Origin of the sequence: Pseudomonas sp. NPDC047961, assembly GCF_050272435.1 — a bacterium.
In the GTDB taxonomy this organism is placed as follows: Bacteria; Pseudomonadota; Gammaproteobacteria; order Pseudomonadales; family Pseudomonadaceae; genus Stutzerimonas.
The window spans coordinates 321,037-346,948 of the sequence record NZ_JBNNMD010000003.1; the positions used below are offsets into that span (position 1 = coordinate 321,037).

At 62.8% G+C, this 25,912-nt stretch carries 22 protein-coding genes; 13 read left to right on the forward strand and 9 right to left on the reverse strand.

The features are described from left to right. Positions 1-101 precede the first annotated feature (101 nt). Both ACQKIK_RS12325 and ACQKIK_RS12330 read right to left on the reverse strand, forming a co-directional pair. Positions 102-1,466, reverse strand: a complete 1,365-nt coding sequence (locus tag ACQKIK_RS12325) for a heavy metal sensor histidine kinase (protein WP_127839701.1) — start codon at positions 1,464-1,466, stop codon at positions 102-104. Beyond that, the gene (locus tag ACQKIK_RS12330; RefSeq protein WP_499136134.1) at positions 1,466-2,149 is read right to left on the reverse strand and encodes a heavy metal response regulator transcription factor; all 684 of its coding nucleotides are present in this window, start codon (positions 2,147-2,149) and stop codon (positions 1,466-1,468) included. Before ACQKIK_RS12330 ends, ACQKIK_RS12325 begins: the two co-directional genes overlap by 1 nt. Before the next feature lie 218 nt (positions 2,150-2,367). Here ACQKIK_RS12330 and ACQKIK_RS12335 point away from each other — a divergent pair, with 218 nt between their 5' ends. From ACQKIK_RS12335 to ACQKIK_RS12360, 6 genes are all read left to right on the forward strand, one after another. Continuing rightward, a complete protein-coding gene (locus ACQKIK_RS12335; protein WP_499136135.1) occupies positions 2,368-2,631 on the forward strand; it encodes a heavy-metal-associated domain-containing protein in 264 nt (87 codons plus the stop codon). A gap of 22 nt (positions 2,632-2,653) precedes the next feature. Then, complete coding sequence (locus ACQKIK_RS12340; RefSeq protein WP_216706768.1) at positions 2,654-3,097, forward strand: DUF411 domain-containing protein; 444 nt, start codon at positions 2,654-2,656, stop codon at positions 3,095-3,097. Positions 3,098-3,177: 80 nt separating this feature from the next. Further along, a complete protein-coding gene (locus tag ACQKIK_RS12345; protein ID WP_499136136.1) occupies positions 3,178-4,983 on the forward strand; it encodes a copper resistance system multicopper oxidase in 1,806 nt (601 codons plus the stop codon). 11 nt (positions 4,984-4,994) lie between these two features. Next, complete coding sequence (locus ACQKIK_RS12350; protein WP_499136138.1) at positions 4,995-5,330, forward strand: hypothetical protein; 336 nt, start codon at positions 4,995-4,997, stop codon at positions 5,328-5,330. After that, positions 5,320-6,270 (forward strand): copper resistance protein B, encoded by a 951-nt coding sequence (locus ACQKIK_RS12355; protein ID WP_499136139.1) that lies wholly within the window; start codon positions 5,320-5,322, stop codon positions 6,268-6,270. Before ACQKIK_RS12350 ends, ACQKIK_RS12355 begins: the two co-directional genes overlap by 11 nt. Before the next feature lie 11 nt (positions 6,271-6,281). Next, complete coding sequence (locus ACQKIK_RS12360) at positions 6,282-6,950, forward strand: c-type cytochrome (protein ID WP_499136434.1); 669 nt, start codon at positions 6,282-6,284, stop codon at positions 6,948-6,950. Positions 6,951-7,004: 54 nt separating this feature from the next. Here the strand turns inward: ACQKIK_RS12360 and mdoH are convergent, their stop codons facing one another. The 4 genes from mdoH to ACQKIK_RS12380 form a co-directional block, all read right to left on the reverse strand. After that, a complete protein-coding gene (mdoH, locus tag ACQKIK_RS12365; protein WP_127839706.1) occupies positions 7,005-9,587 on the reverse strand; it encodes a glucans biosynthesis glucosyltransferase MdoH in 2,583 nt (860 codons plus the stop codon). Then, positions 9,580-11,097 carry a glucan biosynthesis protein G gene (locus tag ACQKIK_RS12370; protein ID WP_499136435.1) on the reverse strand — a complete coding sequence of 506 codons (1,518 nt, stop codon included), beginning with the start codon at positions 11,095-11,097 and terminating at the stop codon, positions 9,580-9,582. Before ACQKIK_RS12370 ends, mdoH begins: the two co-directional genes overlap by 8 nt. 288 nt (positions 11,098-11,385) lie before the next feature. Then, on the reverse strand, positions 11,386-13,677 hold the full coding sequence (gene bglX, locus ACQKIK_RS12375; RefSeq protein ID WP_499136141.1) for a beta-glucosidase BglX: 2,292 nt from the start codon (positions 13,675-13,677) through the stop codon (positions 11,386-11,388). A gap of 314 nt (positions 13,678-13,991) precedes the next feature. Continuing rightward, entirely contained in the window at positions 13,992-14,531 is a 540-nt protein-coding gene (locus tag ACQKIK_RS12380; protein WP_064482629.1) for a DUF3087 domain-containing protein, read from the reverse strand. Between the two features lie 251 nt (positions 14,532-14,782). Between ACQKIK_RS12380 and ACQKIK_RS12385 the strand changes: the two genes are divergently transcribed. The 5 genes from ACQKIK_RS12385 (at position 14,783) to pdeM (ending at position 22,386) form a co-directional block, all read left to right on the forward strand. Continuing rightward, the gene (locus ACQKIK_RS12385; RefSeq protein ID WP_127839709.1) at positions 14,783-15,337 is read left to right on the forward strand and encodes a hypothetical protein; all 555 of its coding nucleotides are present in this window, start codon (positions 14,783-14,785) and stop codon (positions 15,335-15,337) included. Between the two features lie 157 nt (positions 15,338-15,494). Further along, on the forward strand, positions 15,495-16,511 hold the full coding sequence (locus ACQKIK_RS12390) for a ligase-associated DNA damage response exonuclease (protein WP_499136142.1): 1,017 nt from the start codon (positions 15,495-15,497) through the stop codon (positions 16,509-16,511). 223 nt (positions 16,512-16,734) lie between these two features. Next, positions 16,735-18,444, forward strand: a complete 1,710-nt coding sequence (locus ACQKIK_RS12395) for an ATP-dependent DNA ligase (protein WP_499136143.1) — start codon at positions 16,735-16,737, stop codon at positions 18,442-18,444. Positions 18,445-18,784: 340 nt separating this feature from the next. Further along, on the forward strand, positions 18,785-21,403 hold the full coding sequence (locus ACQKIK_RS12400) for a ligase-associated DNA damage response DEXH box helicase (RefSeq protein WP_499136144.1): 2,619 nt from the start codon (positions 18,785-18,787) through the stop codon (positions 21,401-21,403). 326 nt (positions 21,404-21,729) lie between these two features. Beyond that, positions 21,730-22,386: a ligase-associated DNA damage response endonuclease PdeM gene (gene pdeM, locus ACQKIK_RS12405; RefSeq protein ID WP_499136145.1), complete on the forward strand. Its 657-nt coding sequence runs from the start codon at positions 21,730-21,732 to the stop codon at positions 22,384-22,386. A gap of 7 nt (positions 22,387-22,393) precedes the next feature. Here pdeM and ACQKIK_RS12410 read toward each other — a convergent pair whose 3' ends face one another. Continuing rightward, on the reverse strand, positions 22,394-22,627 hold the full coding sequence (locus ACQKIK_RS12410) for a hypothetical protein (protein ID WP_045425613.1): 234 nt from the start codon (positions 22,625-22,627) through the stop codon (positions 22,394-22,396). Between the two features lie 184 nt (positions 22,628-22,811). Here ACQKIK_RS12410 and ACQKIK_RS12415 point away from each other — a divergent pair, with 184 nt between their 5' ends. Continuing rightward, on the forward strand, positions 22,812-24,143 hold the full coding sequence (locus ACQKIK_RS12415) for an erythromycin esterase family protein (RefSeq protein ID WP_499136146.1): 1,332 nt from the start codon (positions 22,812-22,814) through the stop codon (positions 24,141-24,143). Between the two features lie 3 nt (positions 24,144-24,146). Beyond that, complete coding sequence (locus ACQKIK_RS12420; RefSeq protein WP_499136148.1) at positions 24,147-24,818, forward strand: phosphoribosyltransferase; 672 nt, start codon at positions 24,147-24,149, stop codon at positions 24,816-24,818. 9 nt (positions 24,819-24,827) lie between these two features. On the opposite strand, the gene ACQKIK_RS12425 is transcribed toward ACQKIK_RS12420, so the two are convergent. Beyond that, positions 24,828-24,983, reverse strand: a complete 156-nt coding sequence (locus ACQKIK_RS12425; RefSeq protein WP_167369788.1) for a hypothetical protein — start codon at positions 24,981-24,983, stop codon at positions 24,828-24,830. Positions 24,984-25,306: 323 nt separating this feature from the next. After that, positions 25,307-25,846 carry a DUF2058 domain-containing protein gene (locus tag ACQKIK_RS12430; protein ID WP_045425605.1) on the reverse strand — a complete coding sequence of 180 codons (540 nt, stop codon included), beginning with the start codon at positions 25,844-25,846 and terminating at the stop codon, positions 25,307-25,309. Positions 25,847-25,912 lie beyond the last annotated feature (66 nt).

The window sequence follows — 25,912 nt, forward strand, 5'->3', positions numbered from 1 at the left end:
GCAAACACGTGCAGCCCGGATTGGCCAGTGCTGGGTATCGATCAGCGACGTGTTCACCGTTAACGAACCGCTCCAAAGCCAGCGAACGCTACCGCCCATGATCAGCCACGGGTGTGGAACAGGATGTCGAACGACGTCCAGCCGTCGCGGCTGCTGCAATGGATCTCGCCATGGTGCGCTTCGATGATCGAACGGGTGATGGCCAGGCCCAGTCCAGCGTTGTTCGGGTTGCCCTCACGCCGCGCCGGGTCGACGCGATAGAAACGGTCGAACAGTCGCGGCAAGTGCTGTTCTGGGATGCTCGCACCGGGATTGCCGATGCTCAACGCCACATTCTGGCCGGTCGCCGTGATATCCAGCCGGATCGTGCCGCCATCGGGCGTGTAACGCAGTGCGTTGGACAGCAGATTCGACAGTGCCCGGTGCAGCATGGCGGGATCGCCCCGGAGCTGCGCATCACCTGATAGCAGGAAGCGGATACCGCGCTCATCGGCGGTCAGCTGGTAGAAATCCAGCAGTTTTTCGCACAACGCGTGCAATTCGATCGATTGCTCCTCGGGGATGATCAGGCCGTTATCAGCTTTCGCCAGGAACAACATGTCGTCGATCATCCGCGCCATGCGGCGCAATTCTTCCAGGTTCGAATAGAGGTTCTCCTGATAATCCTCGCGGCTGCGTGCACGGGTCAGCACCACCTCGGTGTGCGTCATCAGGTTGGACAGCGGCGTGCGCAACTCGTGGGCGATGTCGGCTGAGAAGTTCGACAGCCGCACGAAGGCATCCTCCAACCGCGCCAGCATCGCATTGAAGGCCACCACCAGTTGCTGCAGTTCGGCCGGTGTCGACTCGGTCGGAATGCGCTCGGTCAGCGACTTCGCCGACACCGATGCCGCCACCAAGGTGACCTCGCGTAACGGCTTCAGGCCGCTGCGCGCCAACAGCCAGCCGAGCACGCCACTGAGCAGGGCACAGAGCACCAGCGCCCCCCAAAGCCAACCCGCAAGGGTGCGCAAGAACACCTTGTGTGTGGTGATATCGAGCGCCAACTCGATGCTCAGGGGCTTCCCCGCCACCTCGACCACACCGGCTTTGCGGCGCCATACCCGGGTTTCACGCCGCACCCCGCCGTCGGCGGAGCCGTGCGCATGCGTTTTCGCCGAACTAGTGGCACCGCTCGCGGCGAACAGCAACCTGTCCTTGGCGTCGACAATCCTTACCACCAGATCACTATGGCCGCCGAGCAAGGCCTGCAGTTGCGGGCGCAGCGCATCGAATTGGGCTAGGTCATCGACGCCTTTCAGCAGCTCGCGGCCGGCCCGGAGCTTGTCTTCCAGCGTGTGCCGGTCCAGTTCGTCGAAATGGTGCTGACTCAGCTGATAGAAGAAGAAGCCCGCCGCGCCGAGTACGCCGGTGACCGCCAACATGAACATCAGGCTCAGCCTGGCGGTTAGCGACAACTGCTTCATCAGCTTGGGTCCGGCTCGTCGAGCATGTAGCCCATGCCTCGCGCGGTGTGGATGAGCTTGGGCTCGAAACCATCGTCGATTTTGGCGCGAAGCCTGCGAATCGCCACCTCGATGACGTTGGTATCGCTGTCGAAATTCATGTCCCAGACCTGCGACGCGATCAGCGATTTGGGAAGTACCTCGCCGCGCCGACGCAGCAGCAGCTCCAGCAAGGCGAACTCCTTCGCGGTCAGGTCAATTCGCTGACCGGCACGGATAGCGCGGCGCTTGAGCAGATCCACCTCCAGATCGGCAATGCTCAGCTGGGTCTGCAAGGTAGCCGCACTGCCTCTGCGCAGCAGCGTGCGTACCCGCGCCAGCAGTTCGGAGAAGGCGAAGGGTTTGATCAGGTAGTCATCAGCGCCCAGTTCCAGCCCCTTGACCCGGTCCTCTACGCGATCGCGCGCGGTGAGAAACAACACCGGCACCTCCTGCCCTGCCGCACGAACCATACGCAGCACTTCCCATCCGTCCAGCCCCGGCATCATCACGTCCAGGATCAGCAGGTCGTAGGGCGTACTCAGCACATGCTGCAAGGCGTCGGTGCCGCTGGTAACGCGGTCGACTGAGAATCCTGCCTCGCTGAGGCCCTGTTGCAGATAGGTCCCGGTTTTCGGTTCGTCTTCAGCGACCAGAAGCTTCATTCGGCTCGTCCTCTTTTTCATCGCCCAAGTCTGCCGGTATCACCGCTAACGAACCACAAGCTGACAGAAAAGTAATGTTCCGCTCAGCTTGCAGAAAGCCGCATCAGGCTATGGTGGTATCCAGATAAAGCGTTCGTTGTAGCACCTTGACCTTGCCATAAGGACAAGGTTGATGATCAAGCCTAGCCGGACTGACCGGCACCAACGGAGGGCTTCTCATGAATTTCACCCAGCTTCAGGTTCAAGGCATGACGTGCGGTGCCTGCGTTCGACACGTCACTCTAGCATTGAACACCGTTAGCGGAGTCAATGCCGTCGAGGTCGACCTGCAAAGCGGACGGGTACGCGTCGACGGGGATGCCGACAATGCTGCGCTGATTGCCGCGCTGGACGAGGCCGGCTATCCCGCTCAGCTCGCGACCCAGACTACCCCGGACGCCGCACCCAAGAAAGGCTGCGGCAGCGGCTGCGGTTGTCGTTGATTTCTCATTCAGGAGAGCTGTCATGCGTTTCATCAAACCCAAACTCGCGATCATCGCCGCTCTGTTCATGGCCGGCAGCGCCCATGCCGCCGATGTGATCGACGTGCACCGGGACGCCAACTGCGGTTGCTGTAAGGACTGGGTCAAGTACCTGCAGGACAATGGCTACGAAGTCCGCGACCACGTAGAAAGCAACATGTCGGCCGTCAAGCAGCGCCTGGGCGTCGCCCCGAGGCTAGGCTCGTGCCACACCGGCGTGATCGACGGCAAATTCGTTGAAGGTCACGTGCCAGTCGCACAGATCCGTGAGCTGCAGCAGCGCGACGACCTGCTTGGTGTCGCTGCGCCCGGCATGCCAGCTGGCTCGCCCGGCATGGATTATGGCCAGCCGGCCCAGGCCTATCAGGTCATCGGCCTGACTGCCAAGGGCACTGACCTAGTCCTGGCAAACTACCCGGCAGAGTGAATCTGGCCGAAACCTCTTCGCCCGCCTGCCTCAGCGTTGGCGGGCGTAATTGCACTCAAAGCTGACCAAACAGGATCTCCATGCGCAGTACATCCTCGCGCCGTACCTTCGTCAAAAGCCTGGCCGCCGGAGGCCTTGTCGCCGGGCTGGGCGTTTGGCGTCAGCCCGTTTGGGCTGTGGCACGCCCCGGCCAGTCGAACGACCAAGGTATATTGGCAGGCACCGAATTCGACCTGACCATCGACTCGCTCGGCGTGAACTTCAGCGGCCGTGAACGCACCGCGATGGCGATCAACGGGAGCATCCCGGGCCCGCTGCTGCGCTGGCGCGAAGGCGACACCGTGACGCTACGGGTGCGTAACCGCCTGCCGCAGGACACCTCGATCCACTGGCACGGCATCCTGCTGCCCGCCAACATGGATGGCGTGCCGGGCTTCAGCTTCGCCGGCATCGCGCCGAACGGCATGTACGAGTACCGGTTCCACGTCAAACAGAGCGGCACCTACTGGTATCACAGCCATTCGGCCTTCCAAGAACAGCTTGGTGTCTACGGACCACTGGTTATCGATCCGCTCGAGCCCGAGCCCTTCGAATATGCGCGGGACTACGTGGTGATGCTCACCGACTGGACCGATGAAGGCCCGGCGCGCGTACTCGACAAGCTGAAAAAGCAGTCCGACTACTACAACCGCGGACGGCGGACTTTGGGCGACTTTATCAATGATGTGGCGGACCAGGGCTGGCGCGAGACGATGAGTAATCGCTGGGCCTGGGCGAAGATGAAGATGACGCCCACCGATCTCGCCGACATCAGCGGCGAAACCTACACATACCTGCTCAACGGTCAGGCTCCGGACGACAACTGGACTGGCGTTTTCGAGCCAGGCGAACCGGTGCGCCTGCGTCTGATCAACGGCTCGGCGATGACCTATTTCGACTTTCGCATTCCCGGCCTGAAGCTCACCGTGGTGGCTGTCGACGGCCAGCTAGTCGAGCCGGTCGAGGTCGACGAACTGCGCCTGGCTGTGGCTGAAACGGTCGACGTCATCGTCTCGCCGGACGGCAGCCAGCCGGCCTACACGCTTTTCGCCCAGTCGATGGATCGCAGCGGCTACGCTCGCGGCACGCTGGCCGTTCGCCAAGGACTGAGCGCGCCGGTGCCCGAGCTCGACGCGCGTCCCGAGCTGAGCATGGAAGACATGGGCCATGGCGATCATGGCGCGCATGCGGCCCAGCCGTCCATGCAGCACGAAGCGCCACAACTCGGCCAGATGGACCACAGCCAGATGCAACCATCGAGCATGGGCGGCATGGATCATTCGGCTATGGGCCATGGTGGCAGCGCCGTAGCCAGCGCTCAGATGCAGACGCACCCTGCCAGTGAGAGCGGCAATCCGCTGGTCGACATGCAGACGATGATGCCGTTGCCAAAGCTGGATGATCCGGGTATCGGCCTGCGCGACAACGGCCGCCGAGTACTGACCTACGCAGACCTGCGCAGCACCTTTCCCGACCCGGACGGCCGTGAGCCGACACGCACCATCGAGCTGCACCTCACGGGCCACATGGAGCGCTTCGCCTGGTCATTCGACGGCATTCCGTACGCGAAATCCGAGCCGATCCGTCTCAAGTACGGCGAGCGGGTGCGCTTCGTGCTGGTCAACGACACCATGATGCACCACCCCATTCACCTGCACGGGTTGTGGAGCGACCTGGAGGACGAAAAGGGTCAGTTCCAGGTACGCAAGCACACCATCGACATGCCACCCGGCTCCAAACGCAGCTATCGCGTCACGGCTGACGCACTGGGGCGCTGGGCCTATCACTGCCACATGCTGATGCACATGGACCTCGGGATGTTCCGCGAAGTCCGGGTCGAAGAATGAAGGAGAACCTCATGAGCATTTTCAAACGCAACTCGCTGATTGCTTTCGGCTTCCTCACGGCCTTGCCCTTTACTGCGCTGCAGGCGCAGACCGAGCACGACAGCCATCATCCGGAAGGAGCCTCGCCGCAGCAAACCGCTCCCAAGGCCGGCCACCCGCAGACGCAACAAGGTGGAATGATGTCCCATGAGGGGATGGGGATGGACCACGAGGGCATGGATCACGACACGATGATGCAGATGCACAAAGAGCACATGGGGTCCGGGCAGATGGACCACGGCAGCATGGGCAAGGGCCCGCAGCCACCCCAAGGGAGCGACGAAAAGAGCCCCGAGCATGACCATTAAGGTCGCGCTGCTCGGCGCGCTCTGCCTGGCTGCGGCCACTAGCCACGCGCAGGAAGCGATGAACCACTCGGGTCATGCCGGTCACCCACCGGCGGTGCCCGCGCCCGCTGAACAGCATGGTCAGGATCACATGCAGCCGGACCACGGCATGATGGACCATCGCACGATGGATCATTCAGGGCATGCAATGCCGCATCCCCCACCAACGGGGATCCCGCCGGGAGAGGCAACACGCCCCCCGGTCCCAACCCTTAGCCCCGCCGACATCGAGGCGGCCTTTCCCGACCTGCCCGATCACGGCATGCATCAGGGCAGCAGCCATTTCATGTTTGTCGCCGACGAGCTGGAATGGCAGGACGCCGACGCCGGAAGCACGCTGGCCTGGGATCTGAGCGGCTGGGCTGGCGGGGACATCGATCGGCTGGCCTTTCGCTCGGAAGGCGAGCGAACCAATGGGCATACCGAAGAAGCGGAACTGCAGCTGCTCTGGAGCCATGCCATCGGACCCTGGTGGGAAACCGTCGCCGGTGTCCGCCAGGACTTCAAACCCGGCTCGCCGCAAACCTGGGCTGCATTCGGCCTGCAGGGAATGCCACTGTATGGGCTGGAAACCGAAGCCACGGCGTTTATTGGCGAGGGCGGCCAGTCAGCGCTCCGGTTGGAAGCCGAATACGACATGCTGCTGACTCAGCGCTGGGTGCTTCAGCCCACGGCAGAGATCAATCTACATGGTCGCACGGACGAATCCCGTGGCATCGGCTCCGGACTCAGCGATGCCAGCATTGGGCTACGGCTGCGCTATGAAATCAGTCGACAGTTTGCGCCTTACGTGGGCGTCAGCTGGAGCCGGGCTTACGGCAACAGCGCCGAGCTGCAGCGGGCTGAAGGTGAAGACACAAGCGAGGCCCGCCTGGTGGCGGGCATCCGATTCTGGTTCTGAGGTAATGGATGATGCTCAAAACCCTGACGACATTGCTACTGGCTGCGTTGGCCTTGATTCTGGCAGCTACTGCCGTGGTGTACTTTGGAGTCGTCAATGTCGCGGCCGACGTTCCGCATAGCGGCCCGATCCGGGCGCTATTGGAGACAGCCCGCCAACGCTCCGTCGCGGTTCGCGCCGAAGCTATAGAAGTGCCAGAACTGAGCGATGCTGAACTGATTCGCTCGGGCGCCGGTAACTACGAGGCCATGTGCGTCGCCTGCCATCTCGCGCCAGGGTCCGGCCCGACAGAACTGAGTGAGAACCTCAACCCTGCGCCGCCGAATCTGGCTGACGTCAACCGCAAGCGCGACCCGGCTGAGGATTTCTGGACGATCAAACACGGGATCAAAGCCACCGGCATGCCCGCCTGGGGCCAGAGCATGGAAGATCGCTACATCTGGGAACTGGTCGCCCTGCTCGAGCAGCTGCCAGCGCTAACAGCCATGGAATATAGAACACTGGTGGCAACCAGCAATGGCCATCATCACGGCGGCGGCGAGACTCACATGCCCAGCGGTGCACCCGGTGCTACAGCCGATCACCATGGCGACATGCGCTCGGCTGAAGACCATCATCGGGCGATGGAGGCCAAGCCTGATATTTACCGTCACGCCGACGGCAGCGATCACGCTCATTGATCGGCTGCCCCGCCGCGTCTCGATCAGACGCCGCGGAGGCCTTTCGGTTTAGCCCTAGGACGCTGCAACTGGTTCGATGCCGGAGGCTTCTTTACCGAAGTCAGGCTGGCGGTAGGCGTCGCGCCACGCCTGGTAGCGCTGATCCTGCCAGACCCGCGAGTGCAGCTGCGCCATACCGTCCGGATCGTTCAGCAAGCGCCAGCGGGCCGCTTCGGCAGCACCGTTCGGTCCTGCATCGAGGATCTGCTGCATCCGCTGCTCACGCAGCAACTCGGCACCCGGCACCACCTTGGCATGCCGCGCCCGCGCCATCCCGCACACCAGCGCGTTGTAGATCGGATCGACAGTGGCCGCGATAAAGCCTTTCGTCAGGGCATTGGCCTGGTTCTCCCGCGTATAGCGGTCGGTCGATGCCAGCTCCTGCGGCGGCTTGAACTCCTCCGGGATCAGGAACAGCTTACGGCGAAACGCCGCAAGACCGAGACCGGTACGGCTGGTGATAACCGATACAGGCGCCGACAGGATCAGCGAAACCACGATTGGCGCCAGCCACCAGAGGAAGGCAGGGTCGAGCCAGCCCACCAATGCCGTCCAGAGCACGCCCAGCAGCATTTGCGGGCCGTGCCGACGCAAGGCTTCGCTCCACGGTGTCGCGTTATCGGCGCGCTGCGGTGAATTCCACTGCACCGACCAGCCTAGAAACGCAGCGCTGACGAATACCGTGTGGAACAACATGCGCACCGGCGCGGCCAGCATCGAGAACAGGCTCTCCAGCAGCATCGACAACAACAGACGAGTGCGCCCGCCGTACTCGTGAGCGCCCTGAATACAGATCAGCAAAACGCTGAGCAGCTTCGGCAGGAACAGCAGCGTCAAGGTCGCCGTGAACAGCGCGATGGCTTCCTGCGGGTGCCATTGCGGCCACAAGGGATACAGCTGGTTCGGCTGCAGGAAATATTCCGGCACCATCAGGGTGTGAATCGCCAGCAGCCCCGTCGACAACGCCAGGAAGACGAACCACAGCGGCGCAGACAGGTAGGACATCACCCCGGTCAAGAACACGAATCGGTGCACCGTGTGCATGCCCTTGACCAGAAACAGCCGGAAGTTCATCAGGTTGCCGTGGCACCAGCGACGGTCGCGTTTGAGTTCGTCGAGCAGGTTCGGTGGCAGTTCCTCGTAACTTCCCGGCAAATCATAGGCAATCCACACGCCCCACCCTGCGCGACGCATCAGAGCCGCCTCGACAAAGTCGTGGGAGAGGATGTCGCCAGCGAACGAGCCCGTGCCGGGCAAGGGCGCCAAGGCGCAATGCTCAATGAACGGCTTGACCCTGATGATCGCGTTGTGGCCCCAGTAGTGCGACTCGCCCAGCTGCCAGAAATTGAGCCCGGCCGTGAACAGCGGACCGTAGACCCGTGTGGCGAACTGCTGCATGCGCGCGTACAGCGTATCCATGCCCGAAGCCTTCGGCGCCGTCTGGATGATACCTGCGCCAGGGTTGGCCTCCATCAGCCGCACCAGACTGGTCAGGCAATCGCCGCTCATCACGCTGTCGGCATCGAGCACCACCATGTAGCGGTAGCTGCTGCCCCAGCGACGGCAGAAGTCATCGATGTTGCCACTCTTGCGCTTCACACGGCGGCGGCGACGTCGGTAGAAGATATGGCCGAAGCCATCGACTTCGCGACAGACCTCCAGCCAGGCCTTCTGCTCGGCGACACAGGTGTCGGGATCATTGCTGTCGCTGAGCACGAAGATGTCGAAATGCTCTAGCTGTCCCGTCGCCTTGAGCGACTCGAACGTCGCGCGCAGCCCGGCGAATACACGCGGCACATCCTCGTTGGCAATCGGCATCACCAACGCCGTGCGCGCCTCGCGTGGGATTGGCTCGTCGCCAAGGGTAGTCGCCGAAATGTTGTAGCGGTCATTGCCCTTGAGCAGCTGAAAGAAGCCCATCAGCGCGGTCCAGAAACCCACCGACACCCAGCAGAACAACAGGGCGAACAGCAACAGAATGCTGGTTTGCACAACATACGGAAGAATCTGCCGTGCCGATTCTTGCAGCGGCTGCTGGAACACCTCCTGCAGATCGACCAGCGCCCAGCCCTGATACGGCAGCACCGATTTCATGTGCCAGGTGGCAACCACTGTCTGCAGCAGCATTAGCACCAGCAATGTAGCCCGCCGGACCGCCGCCACCCTGCGCCAACCCGAACGATCGGCGGACTGAGCCGGAGGCATTTCCACCGTGCGGTTCTTCTTGCGCAGCAAGCGCCACCAGCTGAGTCGTAACACGTTGGTGTGCCAAGGCTCCGGCACCATGCGCGTACGCACGATGGGAGGTGTCGACTCAATGCAGACGCGCCCCTGATGGTCGCGCGTTAGCGCCTTGGCACGCTCCAGGGTTTCGCCCCAGCCGAGTTTCAGGCGAGCGGCGACCGAGCCCAGCAAATCGCCTCCGCTCGGCTCGACGTCACTGGCAGTTGGCACAGCCCGGCCCAATGCCCGATGAATATCCTCCAGCGCTCCATCGCCCTGAGCCATATTCTTGATCAGGGCTTGGCGTTGCGGGTCATCAAGGGGCAACTGGCTGATATAGCGCCCTGTTATCGAAGGGTCCACGGGACTATTCATTGGTCGGGATCTGGTAGCTCCAGGTTTCGGAAAGCGTCTTTTCGCCATCCACCAGCGCTGCCCTTAGTTCAACCGGTTGTTTGGGATCTCGAACCTTCAAACGCAAGGTCAGACGCCAGCCGTCGGTCACCGGGTTATGCCGCAGGTTGTTTTCAACCAGCTCGGCATTGTCACCAATGCTGACCCGCGTGCTGACCGGCGCGTCTGCAGGCAGCTCGGCCAGGTTGGGGCCGATGAAATCCACGATCAGCGCCGTGCTGCCGTCAGGCTGGCGAATCAGGTTGGACTGTTTGACATCGCCTGCCGACAGGCGTGTCTGGCTGACCCAGGCAAGTTTCGGATCATGCAGCGCAGGTTCATCCATAGTGAAGTGCAGCCGGTACTCGAAATCCAGCGGCTCGCCGGGCTCCGGTCGCTGCTCTGGGACCCAGAAGGCAACGATATTGTCGTTTGTTTCATCAGGCGTAGGAATTTCGATCAGTTCCACGCGACCCTTGCCCCAATCGCCCTTGGGCTCGACCCAGCCGCTGGGCCGCAGCTCATAGCGGTCGTCCAGATCCTCGTAGCGGCCGAAGTCGCGGGTACGCTGGAGCAGCCCGAAACCGCGCGGGTTCTCGACTGCGTAGCTGCTGATAGCCAGCCGTTTGGGATTGTTCAGCGGCCGCCAGATCCACTCGTCAGCGCCGGTATGAATCGCCAGCCCCTCGGAGTCGTGCAGCTGCGGCCGGTAGTTGAGCAGTTCGCTTGGCTGGTTGGCGCCGAACAGATACATGCTGGTGAGCGCAGCGATGCCCAGCTTCTCCACCGGCTCACGCAGATAGACCCGCGCTTTGACATCGACCGTGCTGTCCTTGCCCGGCGTGACCACCATCCGATAAGCACCGGTGGCGCGCGGAGAGTCAAGCAGCGCATAGATCACCAGGTTGCGACGGTCAGCTTCGGGGCGTTCGATCCAGAATTCGCGGAAGCGTGGAAACTCCTCTCCGCTCGGCAGCGCTGTATCGATAGCCAGACCGCGTGCAGACAGGCCGTATACCTGATCCTTGCCGATTACCCGGAAATAGCTGGCGCCGAGCAGCGTCATCAGCTCATCGGCCTTATCCGGCTTGTTCAGCGGATAAAGCACTTTGAAACCGGCAAACCCAAGGTTTTCCAGCGCAGCAGGTTCGATCTCAACGTTGCCGAACTCGAACATCTCCGGGCTATAGCGCACCTTCTCGACGCCGTTGGCGGTGATCTCGTTGATCCGCACCGGAACATCGAAGTGCATGCCCTGATGGTAGAACTGCACTTCGAAAGGCGTCGGCGCGTCATGCCAGAGCGCCTTGTCACCGCGGAAGCGCAGCTGCTGATAGTCAGCAAACGCCATGTTGCGGAACACCGGCGGCAGATTGCTCTTCGGCGCTGCATAGCCTTCGGCCGCCAGTTTTTCCGCCTTGGCCGCGACATCATCGAGGCTGAATGCCCAGCTACTGCAGGCAAACAGACCCAAACACAGACTCAACGTCATTCCCAGTGCCCGACCTGAGCGAGCCCCTGATTTGAAATGATAGGTACGTGACACATCGCCTCCTGAGCAATCACGATTACCGCTGACCGCGTTGCGGCCCGGTTTGCTGTTGTTGGTCTTCCGCAGCGACAAATGATTCCCTGCGGAGCCAAGCAAAGCGGCAAATCATCCCACGCCGCATGTGCGCCGGATAGCTACCTGGAGAGGTCTTTTTTCACATCGCATGCCGTCGCCTAACGCCCAGCGGTAAAGGGCTGAGGCCAGGCGACCTGCGGTCAGTTCGATATCTTACAGAAGGGTGAACTGCCCCCGCTTGACCCGTTCCGAATCCAACCCGATCTGCACCTCGAACACGCCGGGCTCGGCAACCCGCTCGAGTTGCGCGTTAACGAATTTCAGGTCCTCCTCTTCGAGCTTGAATCGGACCTCCCGCGTCTCGCCGGCCTTGAGGAAAACCTTGCGAAACCCTTTGAGCTCCTTCACCGGACGAATCACCGATGCCACCTCGTCCCGTACGTACAACTGCACGATCGTCGCACCGTCACGCGACCCGGCGTTTTTGAGCGTCACGCTTGCTTCCAGGCCGCCGCCGCGCGGCATGTTCGGGCTGGACAAGCGCACCTCGGACAATTCGAAGTCGGTGTAGCTCAGGCCATAGCCGAAGGGATAAAGCGGCCCATTGGGCTCCTCAAAGTACTGAGAGGTGTAGTTGCCCGGCTTGCCCTCGACATAGGGCCGGCCGACGCGCAGGTGGTTGTAATAGGTAGGAATCTGCCCCACCGAACGCGGGAAAGAGATCGGCAGCTTGCCAGCGGGATTCTGATCGCCAAAGAGCACATCCGCGATGGCATGTCCCCCTTCGGTACCACTGAACCAGGTTTCTACAACCGCATCGGCATTGGCCTTCGCCCAGTTGAGATCCAGCGGACGGCCATTCATCAGCACCAGCACCAGCGGCTTGCCGGTGTTCTTGAGCGCTTTCAGAAGTGCTTGCTGGCTTTTCGGGATCTGCAGACTGGTACGACTCGACGCTTCATGGGACATGCCGCGCGATTCACCGACTGCGGCAACGATCACGTCGGCCTGTTTGGCAATGGCGACCGCTTCGGCAACCATCGTTTCGGGTGAGCGTGGGTCTTGCACCACCTCGGGGTTGTCCCAGTTGAGAAAGTTCAGGTACTCGACCATGTGCGGGTCGTCGGTAATATTGGCGCCGCGGGCGTGACGCAGAACGGCTTTGTCACCCAACGCGTCGAGCAAGCCCTGGCGCAGGGTCACCGACTGTTTAGCGACGCCCGCAGCGGACCAGCTGCCCATCATGTCGACCGGCGAATCGGCCAGCGGACCGACCAGCGCAATGGTCCCGCGCTTTTGCAGCGGCAAGGTCTGACCCTTGTTTTCCAGCAGCACGATCGATTCACGCGCGACGGCTCTGGCGGCCTCGCGATGCAAACGGCTTTCCGCGTTGACGTCTGCCGGATCGTCGTTGGCCGAGCCAATGCGTCGGAACGGGTCGTGGAACAGGCCCATGTCGTACTTGGCGCCAAGCACCTCGCGCACTGCCGTGTCGATTTCGCCGATACCGACCTCACCCGATGCCACCAGCCCCGGCAGTTCCTCGCGATACAGCGAGTCGGCCATGCTCATATCGATGCCGGCCTTGATCGCCAGCTTTGCCGCCTCGCGGCCGTCTTTGGCTACGCCATGACGCATCAGCTCGCTGATCGCGCCGTGATCGCTGAGAGCAACGCCGTCGAAGCCCCAGTCGCGCCTTAGCAGATCCTGCAGTAGCCAGGTGTTGGCGCTGGCCGGCACTCCGTTGATGGAATTGAGCGCCACCATCACGCCCCCCGCCCCGGCTTCGATAGCAGCGTGATAAGGCGGCAGGTAGTCCTGATGCATGCGCATCGGGCTCATATCCACCACGTTGTAGTCACGCCCGCCCTCGACCGCACCGTACAGGGCGAAATGCTTGACGCTCGCGGTCACGCTGTCCGCCGCAGCTGGCGAATCGCCCTGATAGGCCTGCACCATGGTGCGCGCGATTTCCGAAACCAGATAAGGATCTTCACCGAAGCCTTCGGATGTACGGCCCCAGCGTGGATCGCGGGAAATGTCGACCATAGGCGCGAAGGTCATGTCCAGGCCGTCAGCACTGGCTTCGATGGCCTGCACGCGGCCACTGGTGGCGATTGTGTCGAGATCCCAGCTTGAGGCCAGGCCCAAACCGATGGGAAAGATCGTCCGATGACCATGCACCACGTCATAGGCAAAGAAGATCGGGATCTTCATCCGGCTGCGCAGGGCTGCCTGTTGCATCGGCCGGTTGTCGTGGCGGGTGACGGTATTGAAGGTGCCGCCAATATGGCCCGCTTTCAGTTCATCGAGGATGCGTTCGCGCGGCATGTCGCCGCCGATGCTGATCAACCGCAACTGGCCGATTTTCTCTTCCAGCGTCATCTGCTCGATAAGGCTGGCAATAAAGGCCGGCTTGTCATCCAGCAAAGGGGAACGAGGTTCGGCGGCGATAGATTGCAGCGAAAGACCGGCCATCAGGCCGAGCATAAACAGCCGTTTCATTATTGGGAGATTCCTGAGCCTGAGAGGCTAATGGGACGAACCATCTGATTCTGGCATCGCCGGATTAAGCGTTGCCGAGTATGAGTTTTCCGATGGATTACAACCAGCGCTATCCAACGGCGGCGCAGCCATTGCAGCGTGCCGCTATGGGCATTCGGGATTACAGGTGTGCGAGGCACGCCGTTCGTCCCACCAGGAACCGACAGCGATCAGTTGATCAGGCCGCCAGGGGTACGTCACCCCTCAACCCAATCGGCAAGCGCGGCTGGCATGGACGGGATCGGGCCACTTCGTCAGTGACCCGCCTCACAGGGTCACTTTCCTGCGGGGAAACGCTTCATGGAGGCTAGCCAGGCGTCATCCAGACGGTTTTGATCGATATCCATCCCGCGCGCTTCCATCATGTCGCGATGCTGACTGATTTCCCCTGTCACTTCGCTGAGCGAGGCGCTGTTGCCATCCAGCTGATGCATCTGCGTCAGTCCGAGATGGTAGAAGCGCAGCAGTTTTATCGCCTCGGGATCACCCGCTGCCACACCCGCCGTGACATGGTGCATGACGTTAGTGACGCTCATCAGGCTGCGTTTGAGGTTCCAGCCGTAAGCAGCGCAAGCCATCCAAGACTGCTGCAGATAGACAAAGCGCACCAATGCGGCAGTCAGCAGCAAACCGGCCACGACCCCTGCCACGTTCCATTTCAGGTTATCCGCGCCCGCCTCGCCGAACAGCGCAACGGCCAGGGTCGCCAGCCCCATCGCCAGCACTGCAAAGGTCACGGCTACAACCAGCGTGCTGCGTCGCGTCTTCTGCCGGTAGGTTTCCGGGCTGAGCGACTTGATTTCGAATACCACCATGAGTTCGCGATCCTTGGGCTGGACGGGGAGAAAGTGCCGACGGCGTTGCATTATTACCCAGCCAAGCTTTGGGCAGCTGATACGGGACAGCCTTTGTGTCGCCCGTCGAAGACCACCATCGGGGCTGACGGACCCGGCATGCCAACGACGTCGCAGCACAGACAGCACGACCAACCCGCTGGCTTTCAAGCGTCAGTGCCAGGCTCTATGATCAGCGCATCCTTTCCTTGGCAGTCAAAAGGGCCTCTATCATGAGCCGCTATGAAATATCGTTTTCCGGCGAACTCGCTCCGGGCGCAAAGCTGGAGCAGGTCGAGGCCAACCTGACTCGCCTGTTTCAGGCCGACGCCCAGCGCATCGCCGTGCTGTTTTCCGGTCGGCGGATCGTGATAAAGCAGGACCTCGACCATGCCAGCGTCGAGAAGTATCGCCAGGCCATGGCCCGCGCGGGTGCCATTGCCGAAGTGCGACCGATGCCGGTGGAAGTCGAGGAAATCGAGCTCGCCCCGCCGCCGTCGGAAGACGCAGTTCCGGCACAACAGCCGTCTGCCCCTGCAGCATCGCCACAACCGTTGAGGGTCGCTCCGCGCGACGAATACATGGCGGCCTTCGTCGACGTCGAGGCGCCGGACTTCGGCATTGCACCGGTCGGCGTCGATCTTCAGGACGCCCGCGCGCCCGTGCAGCCGCCTGTTGTCGACTTGTCACAGTTCAGCCTGGCACCGGTGGGCAGCGATATGGGCGAACGGCGCCGTGCCAGCGATGCGCCTGTGCCGGACACCTCCCATCTGAAGTTGGTGGACTGATCCCCGCCCCGCAGGATGGCTTTTACTCCACCCACCTGACCAGAGGCGACCTCCCGGCCCTGTAGGGTGGGCTTCAGCCCACCGACGCGACCTTGCAGGCGAACTCCCAACGCCGACCCGGGCTCCAACGCTACAAGCCCGCAAAGTGTCTGTATTCATGGATCTTGTCGTTGCCCGCCCTGAAGGCCTGTATTGCCCGCCTGGTGATTTCTACATCGACCCTTGGCGGCCGGTAGAGCGCGCCGTCATCACCCACGCCCACGGCGACCACGCGCGCTGGGGCATGGGCCATTACCTGGCCTCCCGCGACAGCGAAGGCATCCTGCGCTCACGCATCGCCGCTGACATGCCGCTGCAGACGCTGGCGTATGGCGAGTTCATCGAGCACCACGGGGTCAGGCTCAGCTTCCATCCCGCCGGCCATGTGCTCGGTTCCGCCCAGGTCCGACTGGAATACAGGGGCGAAGTCTGGGTCGCCTCGGGCGACTACAAGGTGGAGCCGGACGGCACTTGCGCACCCTTCGAGCCGGTGCGCTGCCACACCTTCATCACTGAATCGACCTTTGGCCTGCCGATCTACAAATGGCCCTCCCAAGCCGAGATATTCCGCGAGATCAACGACTGGTGGCGAGCCAACGCAGCGGCCGGGCGCGCCAGCGTGCTGTTCTGCTACGCCTTCGGCAAAGCGCAGCGCATCCTGCATGGCCTGGACGAAAGCATCGGCACCATCGTCGTCCATGGCGCCGTCGAGCCGCTGAACAAGGTTTACCGCGAAGGCGGCATCTATCTGCCACCCACCGTCTATGCAGGCGACCTGAAAAAAGGTGACCCGCGTTTGAAGCACGCCATCATCCTCGCCCCGCCCTCCGCCGGCGGCAGCACCTGGATGCGCCGCTTCGGTGACTACGCCGACGCCTTTGCCAGTGGCTGGATGATGCTGCGCGGCACCCGTCGTCGGCGCGGGGTCGACCGCGGCTTTGTGCTCTCCGATCATGCCGACTGGCCGGGCCTGCTCTGGGCCATCGAGCAGACCGGCGCCGAGCGGGTGATGGTGACCCATGGTTCAGTTGCGGTCCTGGTGCGCTACCTGCGGGAGATGCGCGGCCTCGACGCCCAGGCCTTCGAGACCGAATACGGTGATGAGGATGACGCCACGTCCCAGGAGGCCGAATGACCCGCAGTCATGCCTTACGCTTCCTACGGAAGAAAACCGCCGCTGAAATACGACGCCGCCCCTGTAGGAGCGAGCTTGCTCGCGATCCGGAACCATTGCGCCGCCAGGGATCGCCAGCAAGCTGGCTCCTGCCAAAGAGCATCAACACCGAGCTTCGCCACCACCCTTGCAGGAGCGAGCTTGCGCGCGAAGGGGCTGCCTCCGCCGCTAAAGGCGGGCCGAGATGAAAGCTTTCGCCACTCTATACAGCCGCCTCGACGCCACCACCTCGAGCAACGCCAAGCTCGCGGCGATGCGGGACTACTTCCGCGACGCCGATCCGGCCGACGCGGCCTGGGCGGTCTACTTTCTGGCTGGCGGCCGCCCGCGCCAACTGGTCCCGACCCGTGTCCTGCGCGAAACCGCCATGCATGCCTCGGGCTTGCCGGAATGGCTGTTCGAGGAAAGTTACCAGGCGGTCGGCGATATGGCCGAAACCATCTCACTGCTGATGCCCGAAGCCGAGCACAGCTCCGACGACGGGCTGGCCGTGTGGATGCAGGACAAGTTGCTGCCGCTGCGCGGCCTGCCACCGGAAGAGCTGACCGAGCGCCTGCCCGCACTCTGGGCACAGTTGGATCGACTGAGCCTGATGGTCTGCATCAAGCTGATCACTGGCGCCTTTCGCGTCGGCGTGTCGAAACTACTGGTCACTCGGGCGCTGGCCTCGCTGGGCGATCTCGACCCCAAACGCGTCGCGCAACGGCTGGTGGGATACACCGACCTGTCTCATCGCCCCAGCGCTGAAGGCTACCGCACACTGATCGCCGAAGAGTCCGAACACGAGCACGCACAACGTGGCGGCCAGCCCTACCCGTTTTTCCTCGCCCATCCGTTGCAGGCGCCGGTCGAGGAGTTCGACACGCTGCTCGGTGCGCCAGAGAACTGGTTCATCGAGTGGAAGTGGGACGGCATCCGCGCCCAGCTGGTCAAGCGCGACGGGCAGATCTGGGTCTGGTCGCGCGGCGAAGAGCTGGTCAGCGAGCGCTTTCCGGAACTCTGCGAGCTGGCCGGCTGCCTACCGGACGGCACGGTGATCGATGGCGAGATACTGGTCTGGAAGCACGCGCCCGGCGAGCGTGTGACCGACTTTTTCCAGCAGCCCGCTCGCGACGATAGCGAAGCAACCGAGCGCTTCGGCGTGCAGCCCTTCGCCCTGCTGCAACAGCGGATCGGCCGCAAGAACCTGACCGCCAAAGTGCTGCAGGACGCCCCGGTTGCGGTGCTCAGTTATGACCTCTTGGAATGGCAGGGCGACGACTGGCGCCAGCGAGCGCACCACGAACGTCGGCAACAGCTCGAAGCCGTCGTCGCGCAATGCCCTAATCCACGGCTGATGCTGTCGCCGCTGGTCACAGGCAGCGATTGGGCTGACTTAGCACGCCAGCGCGAGGCGTCCCGTGAGCGCGGTGTCGAGGGCATGATGATCAAGGCGCGCGCCGCACAGTACGGCGTTGGCCGGACCAAGGACGTCGGCGTCTGGTGGAAATGGAAGATTGATCCGTATTCCATCGATGCCGTACTGATCTACGCCCAACGCGGCCACGGCCGCCGCGCCAGCCTCTATACCGACCACACCTTTGCCGTATGGGACGGCGAGCTAGGCGACCCCGAGCGCAAGCTGGTGCCCTTCGCCAAGGCGTATTCCGGGCTGACCGACGAGGAAATGCGCAAGGTCGACGCCATCGTGCGCAAGACCACCGTAGAGAAGTTCGGCCCCGTGCGCAGCGTGACGCCAACGCTGGTGTTCGAACTCGGCTTCGAGGGCATCGCCGCCAGCAGCCGGCACAAAAGCGGCATCGCCGTGCGCTTCCCCCGCATGCTGCGCTGGCGTCTCGACAAGCCGGTGGATGAGGCCGATACGCTGGAGACGCTGAAGGAATTGCTCGGATGAAGCGGCCTAGAGAAGTCGAGCAGAAGCATGACTCCCGTGTAGGAGCCAGCTTGCTGGCGATCAGCAGCCCTACGGAGTCCGAGCTTCGCGAGCAAGCTCGCTCCTACCAAAAGCAGAAGCACGACTCCCCTGTAGGAGCCAGCTTGCTGGCGATCACCACTCCCACGGAACCCGAGGATCGCGAACGAGCTCGCTCCTACCAAAAGCGGAAGCACGACGCCCAGGTAGGAGCCAGCTTGCTGGCGATCTCCATCCACGCGGAGCCCCAAGATCGCGAGCAAGCTCGCTCCTACGAAAAGCGGAAGCACGACCTTCGCTTGTATCGGGTGGCCTTCAGGTTATGAGTACGACGCCCGCGTCGCTTGCCGAACGTTGGTTTGCCAACCGCGACTGGCAGCCGTTCCCTTTCCAGCAGCAGGTCTGGCAGGCAATACACAAGGGCGAATCGGGCCTGCTCCATGCCACCACGGGCTCGGGCAAGACTTACGCCGTCTGGCTTGGCGCGCTAAATCGTTTCGCTTCTCCCCGAGCCGATTGCTCCGCCGAAGACCCGCAGCCGTCTGCCAAGCCATCGGACAAACCTGCGCCGCTCACTGTCCTCTGGATTACCCCGATGCGCGCGCTGGCCGCTGACACGGCCCGCGCGTTGCAAGCCCCGTTGGACGACCGCGGCATCAACTGGAGCATCGGCCTGCGAACCGGTGATACCAGTAGTTCAGAACGTGCGCGCCAGGGGCGACGCCTGCCCAGTGCGCTGGTGACGACCCCGGAAAGCCTCACCCTGTTGCTGACCCGTGCCGACGCGCGCCAAGCATTCGCCGGGCTGCGCATGCTGGTGGTGGACGAGTGGCATGAGCTGCTGGGCAACAAGCGCGGCGTGCAACTGCAACTGGCATTGGCACGGTTGCGGCAGTGGACGCCAGAACTGATCGCCTGGGGGCTGTCGGCCACCTTGGGCAATCAGCCCCACGCACTGGACGTGTTGCTTCATCCGAACAGCGGCAAGCTGGTACAAGGCCGAGTCGATAAGGATCTGAGGGTCGACACCCTGCTGCCCCCAACTATCGAGCGCTTTCCGTGGGCTGGGCACTTGGGCCTGCGCATGCTGCCGCAGGTGGTCGAGCAGATCGACTCCGCCGCCACCACGCTGGTCTTCACCAACACCCGCTCGCAGTCGGAGATCTGGTATCAGGCGATCCTCGGCGCGCGGCCGGACTGGGCCGGGCTGATCGCGCTGCACCACGGCTCGCTGGCGCGCGAGGTACGTGACTGGGTCGAACAGGGCCTCAAGCAAGGCGCGCTCAAGGCGGTGGTCTGCACTTCGAGCCTGGATCTTGGGGTCGACTTTCTGCCGGTCGAGCGGGTGCTGCAGATCGGTTCGCCAAAAGGCGTGGCGCGGCTGATGCAACGGGCCGGGCGTTCCGGTCATGCGCCGGGCCGTACCTCTCGGGTCACGCTGGTACCCACCCATAGCGTCGAAGTCGTGGAAGCGGCCGCAGCGCAGGTCGCCATTGCCGAACGCCGCATTGAAGCGCGCAGCGCGCCCCATCTCCCACTGGATGTATTGGTGCAACACCTGGTGAGCATGGCGCTGGGCGGCGGTTTTCGGCCTGATGAGTTGTTTGCCGAAGTTCGCCATGCCTGGTCATATCGCGAGCTCACCGATGACCACTGGCAGTGGGCACTGGCCTTCGTCCGTCATGGCGGGCATTCGCTCACCGCCTACCCGGATTATCAGCGTGTCGAGCCGGACGAGACCGGGCTGTGGAAGGTCCCCAGCCGCCGCGTGGCGCTGCGTCATCGCATGGGCATCGGCACCATCGTCAGCGATGCCAGCCTGACGGTGAAATTCTGGGCCAAGGGTGGCAGTGGCCGCTCACTGGGCACCATCGAGGAAGGGTTCATCGCGCGCTTGCGGCCCGGCGACAATTTTCTCTTCGGGGGCCGACTGCTGGAACTGGTGCGGGTGGAGAACATGACCGCCTACGTCAGTCGCGCCACGGGCAAGAAAGCCGCGGTGCCACGCTGGAATGGCGGGCGGATGCCACTGTCCAGCGAACTGGCCGATGCCGTGGTCGAGCAGCTCGGCGCCGCCTCTCGCGGGCAGTTCACCACGCCCGAGATGCGCCTGGTCGAGCCCTTGCTGCGCGTGCAGATGGACTGGTCGGCGCTGCCCACCGAAACCACCTTGCTGGCCGAGGTGATGCAGTCTCGTGAGGGCTGGCACCTGTTCCTCTATCCCTTCGCCGGGCGCCACGTACATCTAGGGCTCGCCAGCCTACTGGCCTGGCGGATGGGCCAGCGCCAGCCGCTGACCTTCTCCATCGCCGTGAATGACTACGGGTTCGAACTGCTCTCGGCGACCGAAGTGGACTGGTTGCAGTGGCTGACGCCCGAACTGTTCAGTCAGGACAATCTGCTGCATGACGTGCTTGCCAGTCTCAATGCCGGTGAGCTCGCGCGCCGCCGCTTCAGGGAGATTGCGCGGATCGCCGGACTGGTCTTCTCAGGCTACCCCGGCGCTCAGAAAAGCGCGCGCCAACTGCAGGCCTCCAGCGGCCTGTTCTTCGACGTGTTTCGCCAGTACGACCCGGCCAATCTCCTGTTGAACCAGGCCGAGGAAGAAGTGCTGCGCCAGGAACTGGAAGTCGAGCGGCTGGAACAAACCATGAGCCGTCTGCAACAGCGGCAGTTGGACATTCACCCGGTCAAACGCACAACGCCGCTCGCGTTCCCGCTGATGGTCGAACGCTTCCGCGAAAGCATGAGTTCGGAAAAACTCGCTGACCGCATCCGCCGCATGGTCGCGGAATTGGACAAGGCAGCAGGTCCCGGTGGCTATCAGCCAGAGGGCGACGCCAGTATTGCCGTGGAACGGGAAACCAGCCCCAAGCGCAAACCGCGCGCAACCAAGGACGGCACGCCAAGGCCGAAAAAGGCGCGACGCGCCACCCGATAGCCACGACCTACGGATCGCTCCGCAGCTACGTGAGGAGCGACCCATGCAGGTTCCCTACGCCCGGGGAAGCGCAACTTGCTGAAGTACGCTCAGTTCACCCCTAATCCACGCTCGGCCTACTGGCATACGCCATCGGACACATCACTTTGCCGCCCCCATGAGCGCTCTCGAGGCCTCGGGACCCATACAGGGAACCGTAGGAGCGAGCTTGCTCGCGAACGCTCACCACTGCCCCGCCAACTGAGCCGGTGCTGGCCCTGCAGCGCAACGCAGCGAACGCCGCCCAGCGATGGGAACCCGCATCCGCCCGCGATAAACTCGGCCACATGACCCCGCACTTACCCATCGAACTCGAGCAGACGGAGCTCTGGTTGCTCCCCGAAAAAGCCATCTACTGGCCTGATCGAAAAGCACTGCTGATCGCCGATATCCATTTCGGCAAGGCCGCCGCCTATCGTCGTCTTGGCCAACCGGTGCCACACGGCACCACCCAGGCCAACCTGCAACGGCTCGACGCCCTGCTCGACCGCTACCGCTGCGAGCAGCTGATTTTCCTCGGTGATTTCCTGCATGCGCCGGAATCACAGACGCCCGCCACGCTCAGCCAATTGCTCGACTGGCGCGCCAAGCACCCAGCGCTTGCGGTGACCCTGATACGGGGCAACCACGACCGCCGCGCCGGCGACCCGCCTGCCAGCCTGGCAATGACCGTGGTGCCCGAACCGCTGCTGCTCGGTCCGTTCGCCCTGCAGCACGAATCCGATCCGCATCCCAGCCATCACGTCCTGGCAGGCCATCTGCACCCGGCGTTCCGCCTGCATGGACGCGGCCGTCAGTCGTTGCGCCTACCCTGTTTCTGCCTAGGCGAGCGGGTCAGCCTACTGCCGGCCTTCGGCAGCTTCACCGGAATGATGGAAGTAGACGCCGACCCGGGCCGGCGTCTTTTCGTGGTTGGGGGTGATGGGGTATGGCAGGTGGCGTGACGTGGGTTTAAGCCTGTGAGATGCCGGTTACGGTGATACCAAAGCGCTCGCTCAAACGTGTGGCAGGGGTCTCCTCCACATCGGGGTCGTGCTCGTAGGCATCTTCTTCTCCGGCGTAATCCTGCTCGGCCTTGCGGGTGACCAGCTCTACTGCCTCGTCTATATCCGGCTGGCGATCGGATTCGGTCCGCAGAATGGAGGTATTGCCGTCTTTGCTGTAAGCGATGATCCAGGTCGTCATGGGTGCCCCTCGTGTCTTAGCGCCTTCGGCGGAAACTCGCTCGCCGAGATTGGCGTCGCTTTGGTTAGAGACTAGTTCGTCGCATTCAGTTCTGCCGCTTGTGCTTGTTGAATCAGCTGCCGGACGGTCTGAACGGGGCAATCCGCCGCCGGTCATCCTAGAAAGCAGACCAGGAGACGAGACCATGATCCAGTCACGTCCACGACCTAAAGAATCGACTGAGGAACAGCTGGTAGAGCTGCTGCGCCGTAGCGCAATCGTATTGCCCGACATTGATGATCCGGAATTTGCCGACGCCTTCGAGCAGTTCGCTGACGCACGGGTGGTGTTGATCGGCGAAGCCAGCCACGGCACGTCGGAGTTCTACCGCGCCCGAGCGGCGATAACCCGCCGATTGATCGAGCGACACGGCTTCAGCATCGTCGCCGCTGAAGCCGACTGGCCGGATGCGGCAAAGATCGACCGCTACGTACGCCAGCAGCAACCACCCGCCTGGGTCGAGGAAGGCTTCAAACGCTTTCCGACCTGGATGTGGCGCAACCAGGAGGTCGCTGATTTCGCCCGTTGGCTGCGTGACCACAACGATGGCCTACCCGCCGAACAACGGGTGGAATTTCGTGGGCTGGACGTCTACAGCCTGGGTGCCTCGATCCAGGAGGTGCTCGGCTATCTCGACCGGGTCGACCCGGACGCTGCCATGACCGCGCGGCGCCGATATGGCTGTCTCAGCCCTTGGCATGACGAGCCGGCGATCTACGGTCGCAACGTGATGCGCGGCGAACCCTCCTGCGAGGGCGCCGTGGTCGAACAGCTACGCGCCTTGCTCGACCAGCGGCTGGAATACATGAAGAAGGATGGCTGCAGCTTCTTCAATGCCGAGCAGAATGCACGCGTCGTGCTCGCCGCCGAGCAGTACTACCGAGCCATGTACCAGGGCTCGACCGAATCGTGGAACCTGCGTGATCGGCACATGTTCGACACCCTGCAGGCCCTTCTGGCGCATCGCGGTGAGGGTGCCAAGGCGGTGGTCTGGGCGCACAACTCGCACATCGGCAACGCCGCTTCGACCTCCATGGGCTGGGGCGGCGAATTCAATATCGGTGAGCTGTGCCGCACTGCCTTCGGTCGCGATGCGGTGCTGATCGGCATGGGCACCGACCGCGGCGAGGTGGCAGCGGCTGACAACTGGGACGAACCCATGCAGGTCAAACAGGTTCGGCCGTCGCGCCCGGACAGCTGGGAGCAGCTGTTCTTGCGCACTGCACTACCGGCTTCGCTAACCACGTGGCGCGACGATCCGCAGCTCCGCAAAGCATTGGCCAGGCCGCGCCTCGAGCGGGCCATTGGGGTGATCTACCGTCCGGCTACCGAACGCCAGAGCCATTATTTCCAAGCCATACTGTCAGAACAGTTCGACGCCCTGCTCTGGCTCGAACAGACCCACGCGGTCAAACCGATCGGCCCCCAGCAGATCGATGAAGAGAGCGTTCCGGATACCTACCCATTCGGAGAGTGAGTCATGCGCGTCTTAATGCCCGAATCGCAACTGTTTCGCGACCGCACCCATGCCGGCCAGGAGCTGGCCGAAGCCCTGCAGCACCTTGCGCCGGATTCGCCCCTGGTGCTGGCCCTGCCGCGCGGAGGGGTTCCGGTCGCCTTCGAAGTGGCGCAGCGCTTGAGGGCGCCACTGGATCTGGTGCTGGTGCGCAAGATCGGCGCGCCGGGTAACGAAGAGCTGGCGCTGGGCGCGGTGATCGACGGCGCCGAGCCGAAGTGGGTGATCAACCAGGAATTGCTTAACCAGATCGCACCACCACCGAGCTGGTTCGAAGAAGAAATGCAGCGCCAACTGACCGAGCTGGAACGCCGTCGGCATCGCTATTGTGGCGAGCGACCTGCCCCCGTGCTCACGGATCGCTGCGTCATCGTGATCGATGATGGCATCGCCACCGGTGCCACGGTGCGGGCAGCGTTGAAGGGGCTCAAGCAATCGAAGCCGAGCCACGTGGTCCTAGCCGTGCCAGTGGGCCCACGGGATGTGATCGAAATGTTGAAAACAGAAGTGGACGAGCTGATCTGCCTGGCAATGCCCGAGCCGTTCATCGGGGTTGGTTGTCATTACGGCAACTTCGAACAAACCAGCGACGAGCAGGTGGTCGACCTGCTCGCGCGGGCCGCTGGTCCGGCGTGATGACGGCTGTCAGGCTACCGGGTCTGGCGGCGGCTGATCCGGGATAGTCGGCTCGCCGGGCTCGCTCGGCAGGTCCGGCACGCCAGGCTCTTCGGGGTCACCGGGCACACCTTGGGCTTGCCAGCTGAGCGTATCGATCTCGTCCGAATAACGTGTGGTTTCCATTTGAGTCCTCCTGCTGTAACCGAAAGCCCGGTCGGGCTATTGCAGTAGACGCCACTAGGCGGCCATAAATCCATCCTCTCGTCGGAGGTGCTCGGGAACGCTTCTAACGGCTACATCCGCAAGCGCAGTCGCCAAAAGAGCTTGCTCGCGAACCGATATACGCATTCGCCAGCAAGCTGGCTCCTACATAGGCAGGCGGCTGACGGTGGTCGTGGTGAGCGCAGAACGCACTAGCCAAGGAAAGTGACCCTTACGACAGCCAACAGGTCACCCGCCTCGACAATACGCCTTACTGACTGGCCGCACCGAGGATCGACGGGCTCTTACCACATCAGATCGTCAGGGATCTGGTAAGCGGCATAAGGATCATCGGCATCCGGCGCTTCGGTCTGAACATTGAGCTGCACGATGCGGCGCGGGTCGCGCTCCTGAATCTTCAGTGCCGCCTCACGCGGGATCACTTCATAACCGCCGCCATGGCGGACGATAGCCAGCGAGCCACTGGAGAGCTTGTCGCGCATCAGCTTGTTCACCGACAGGCGCTTGACCTTCTTGTCGTCGACGAAGTTGTAGTAGTCCTCGGTTGTCAACTTAGGCAAGCGGCTACCTTCGATCAGTTGCTTGACCTGCGCGATACGGGCCTTCTGTTCGGCTTTTTCCTGCTGCTGACGGTTCAGCTCCTGGTCGCGGGCGAGTTTTTCGGCATGAGCCTTAAGTGCCGCATCGCGTTGCGAGGTGTCCTGTTCAGCCTGGCCTTTCTTCACCAGGCGCTGCTGTTTCTGCTGTTGCTTGCCGGCCTGCTTGGCCTGTTTTTCATTGACCAGCCCGGCTTTGAGCAGCTGATCGCGAAGGGAAAGACTCATGTGTCGGCTCGTCTCGTCGTGAATTCAAATTAGACGTAAGGGCGGATCAACCAGGATCCACCGAGC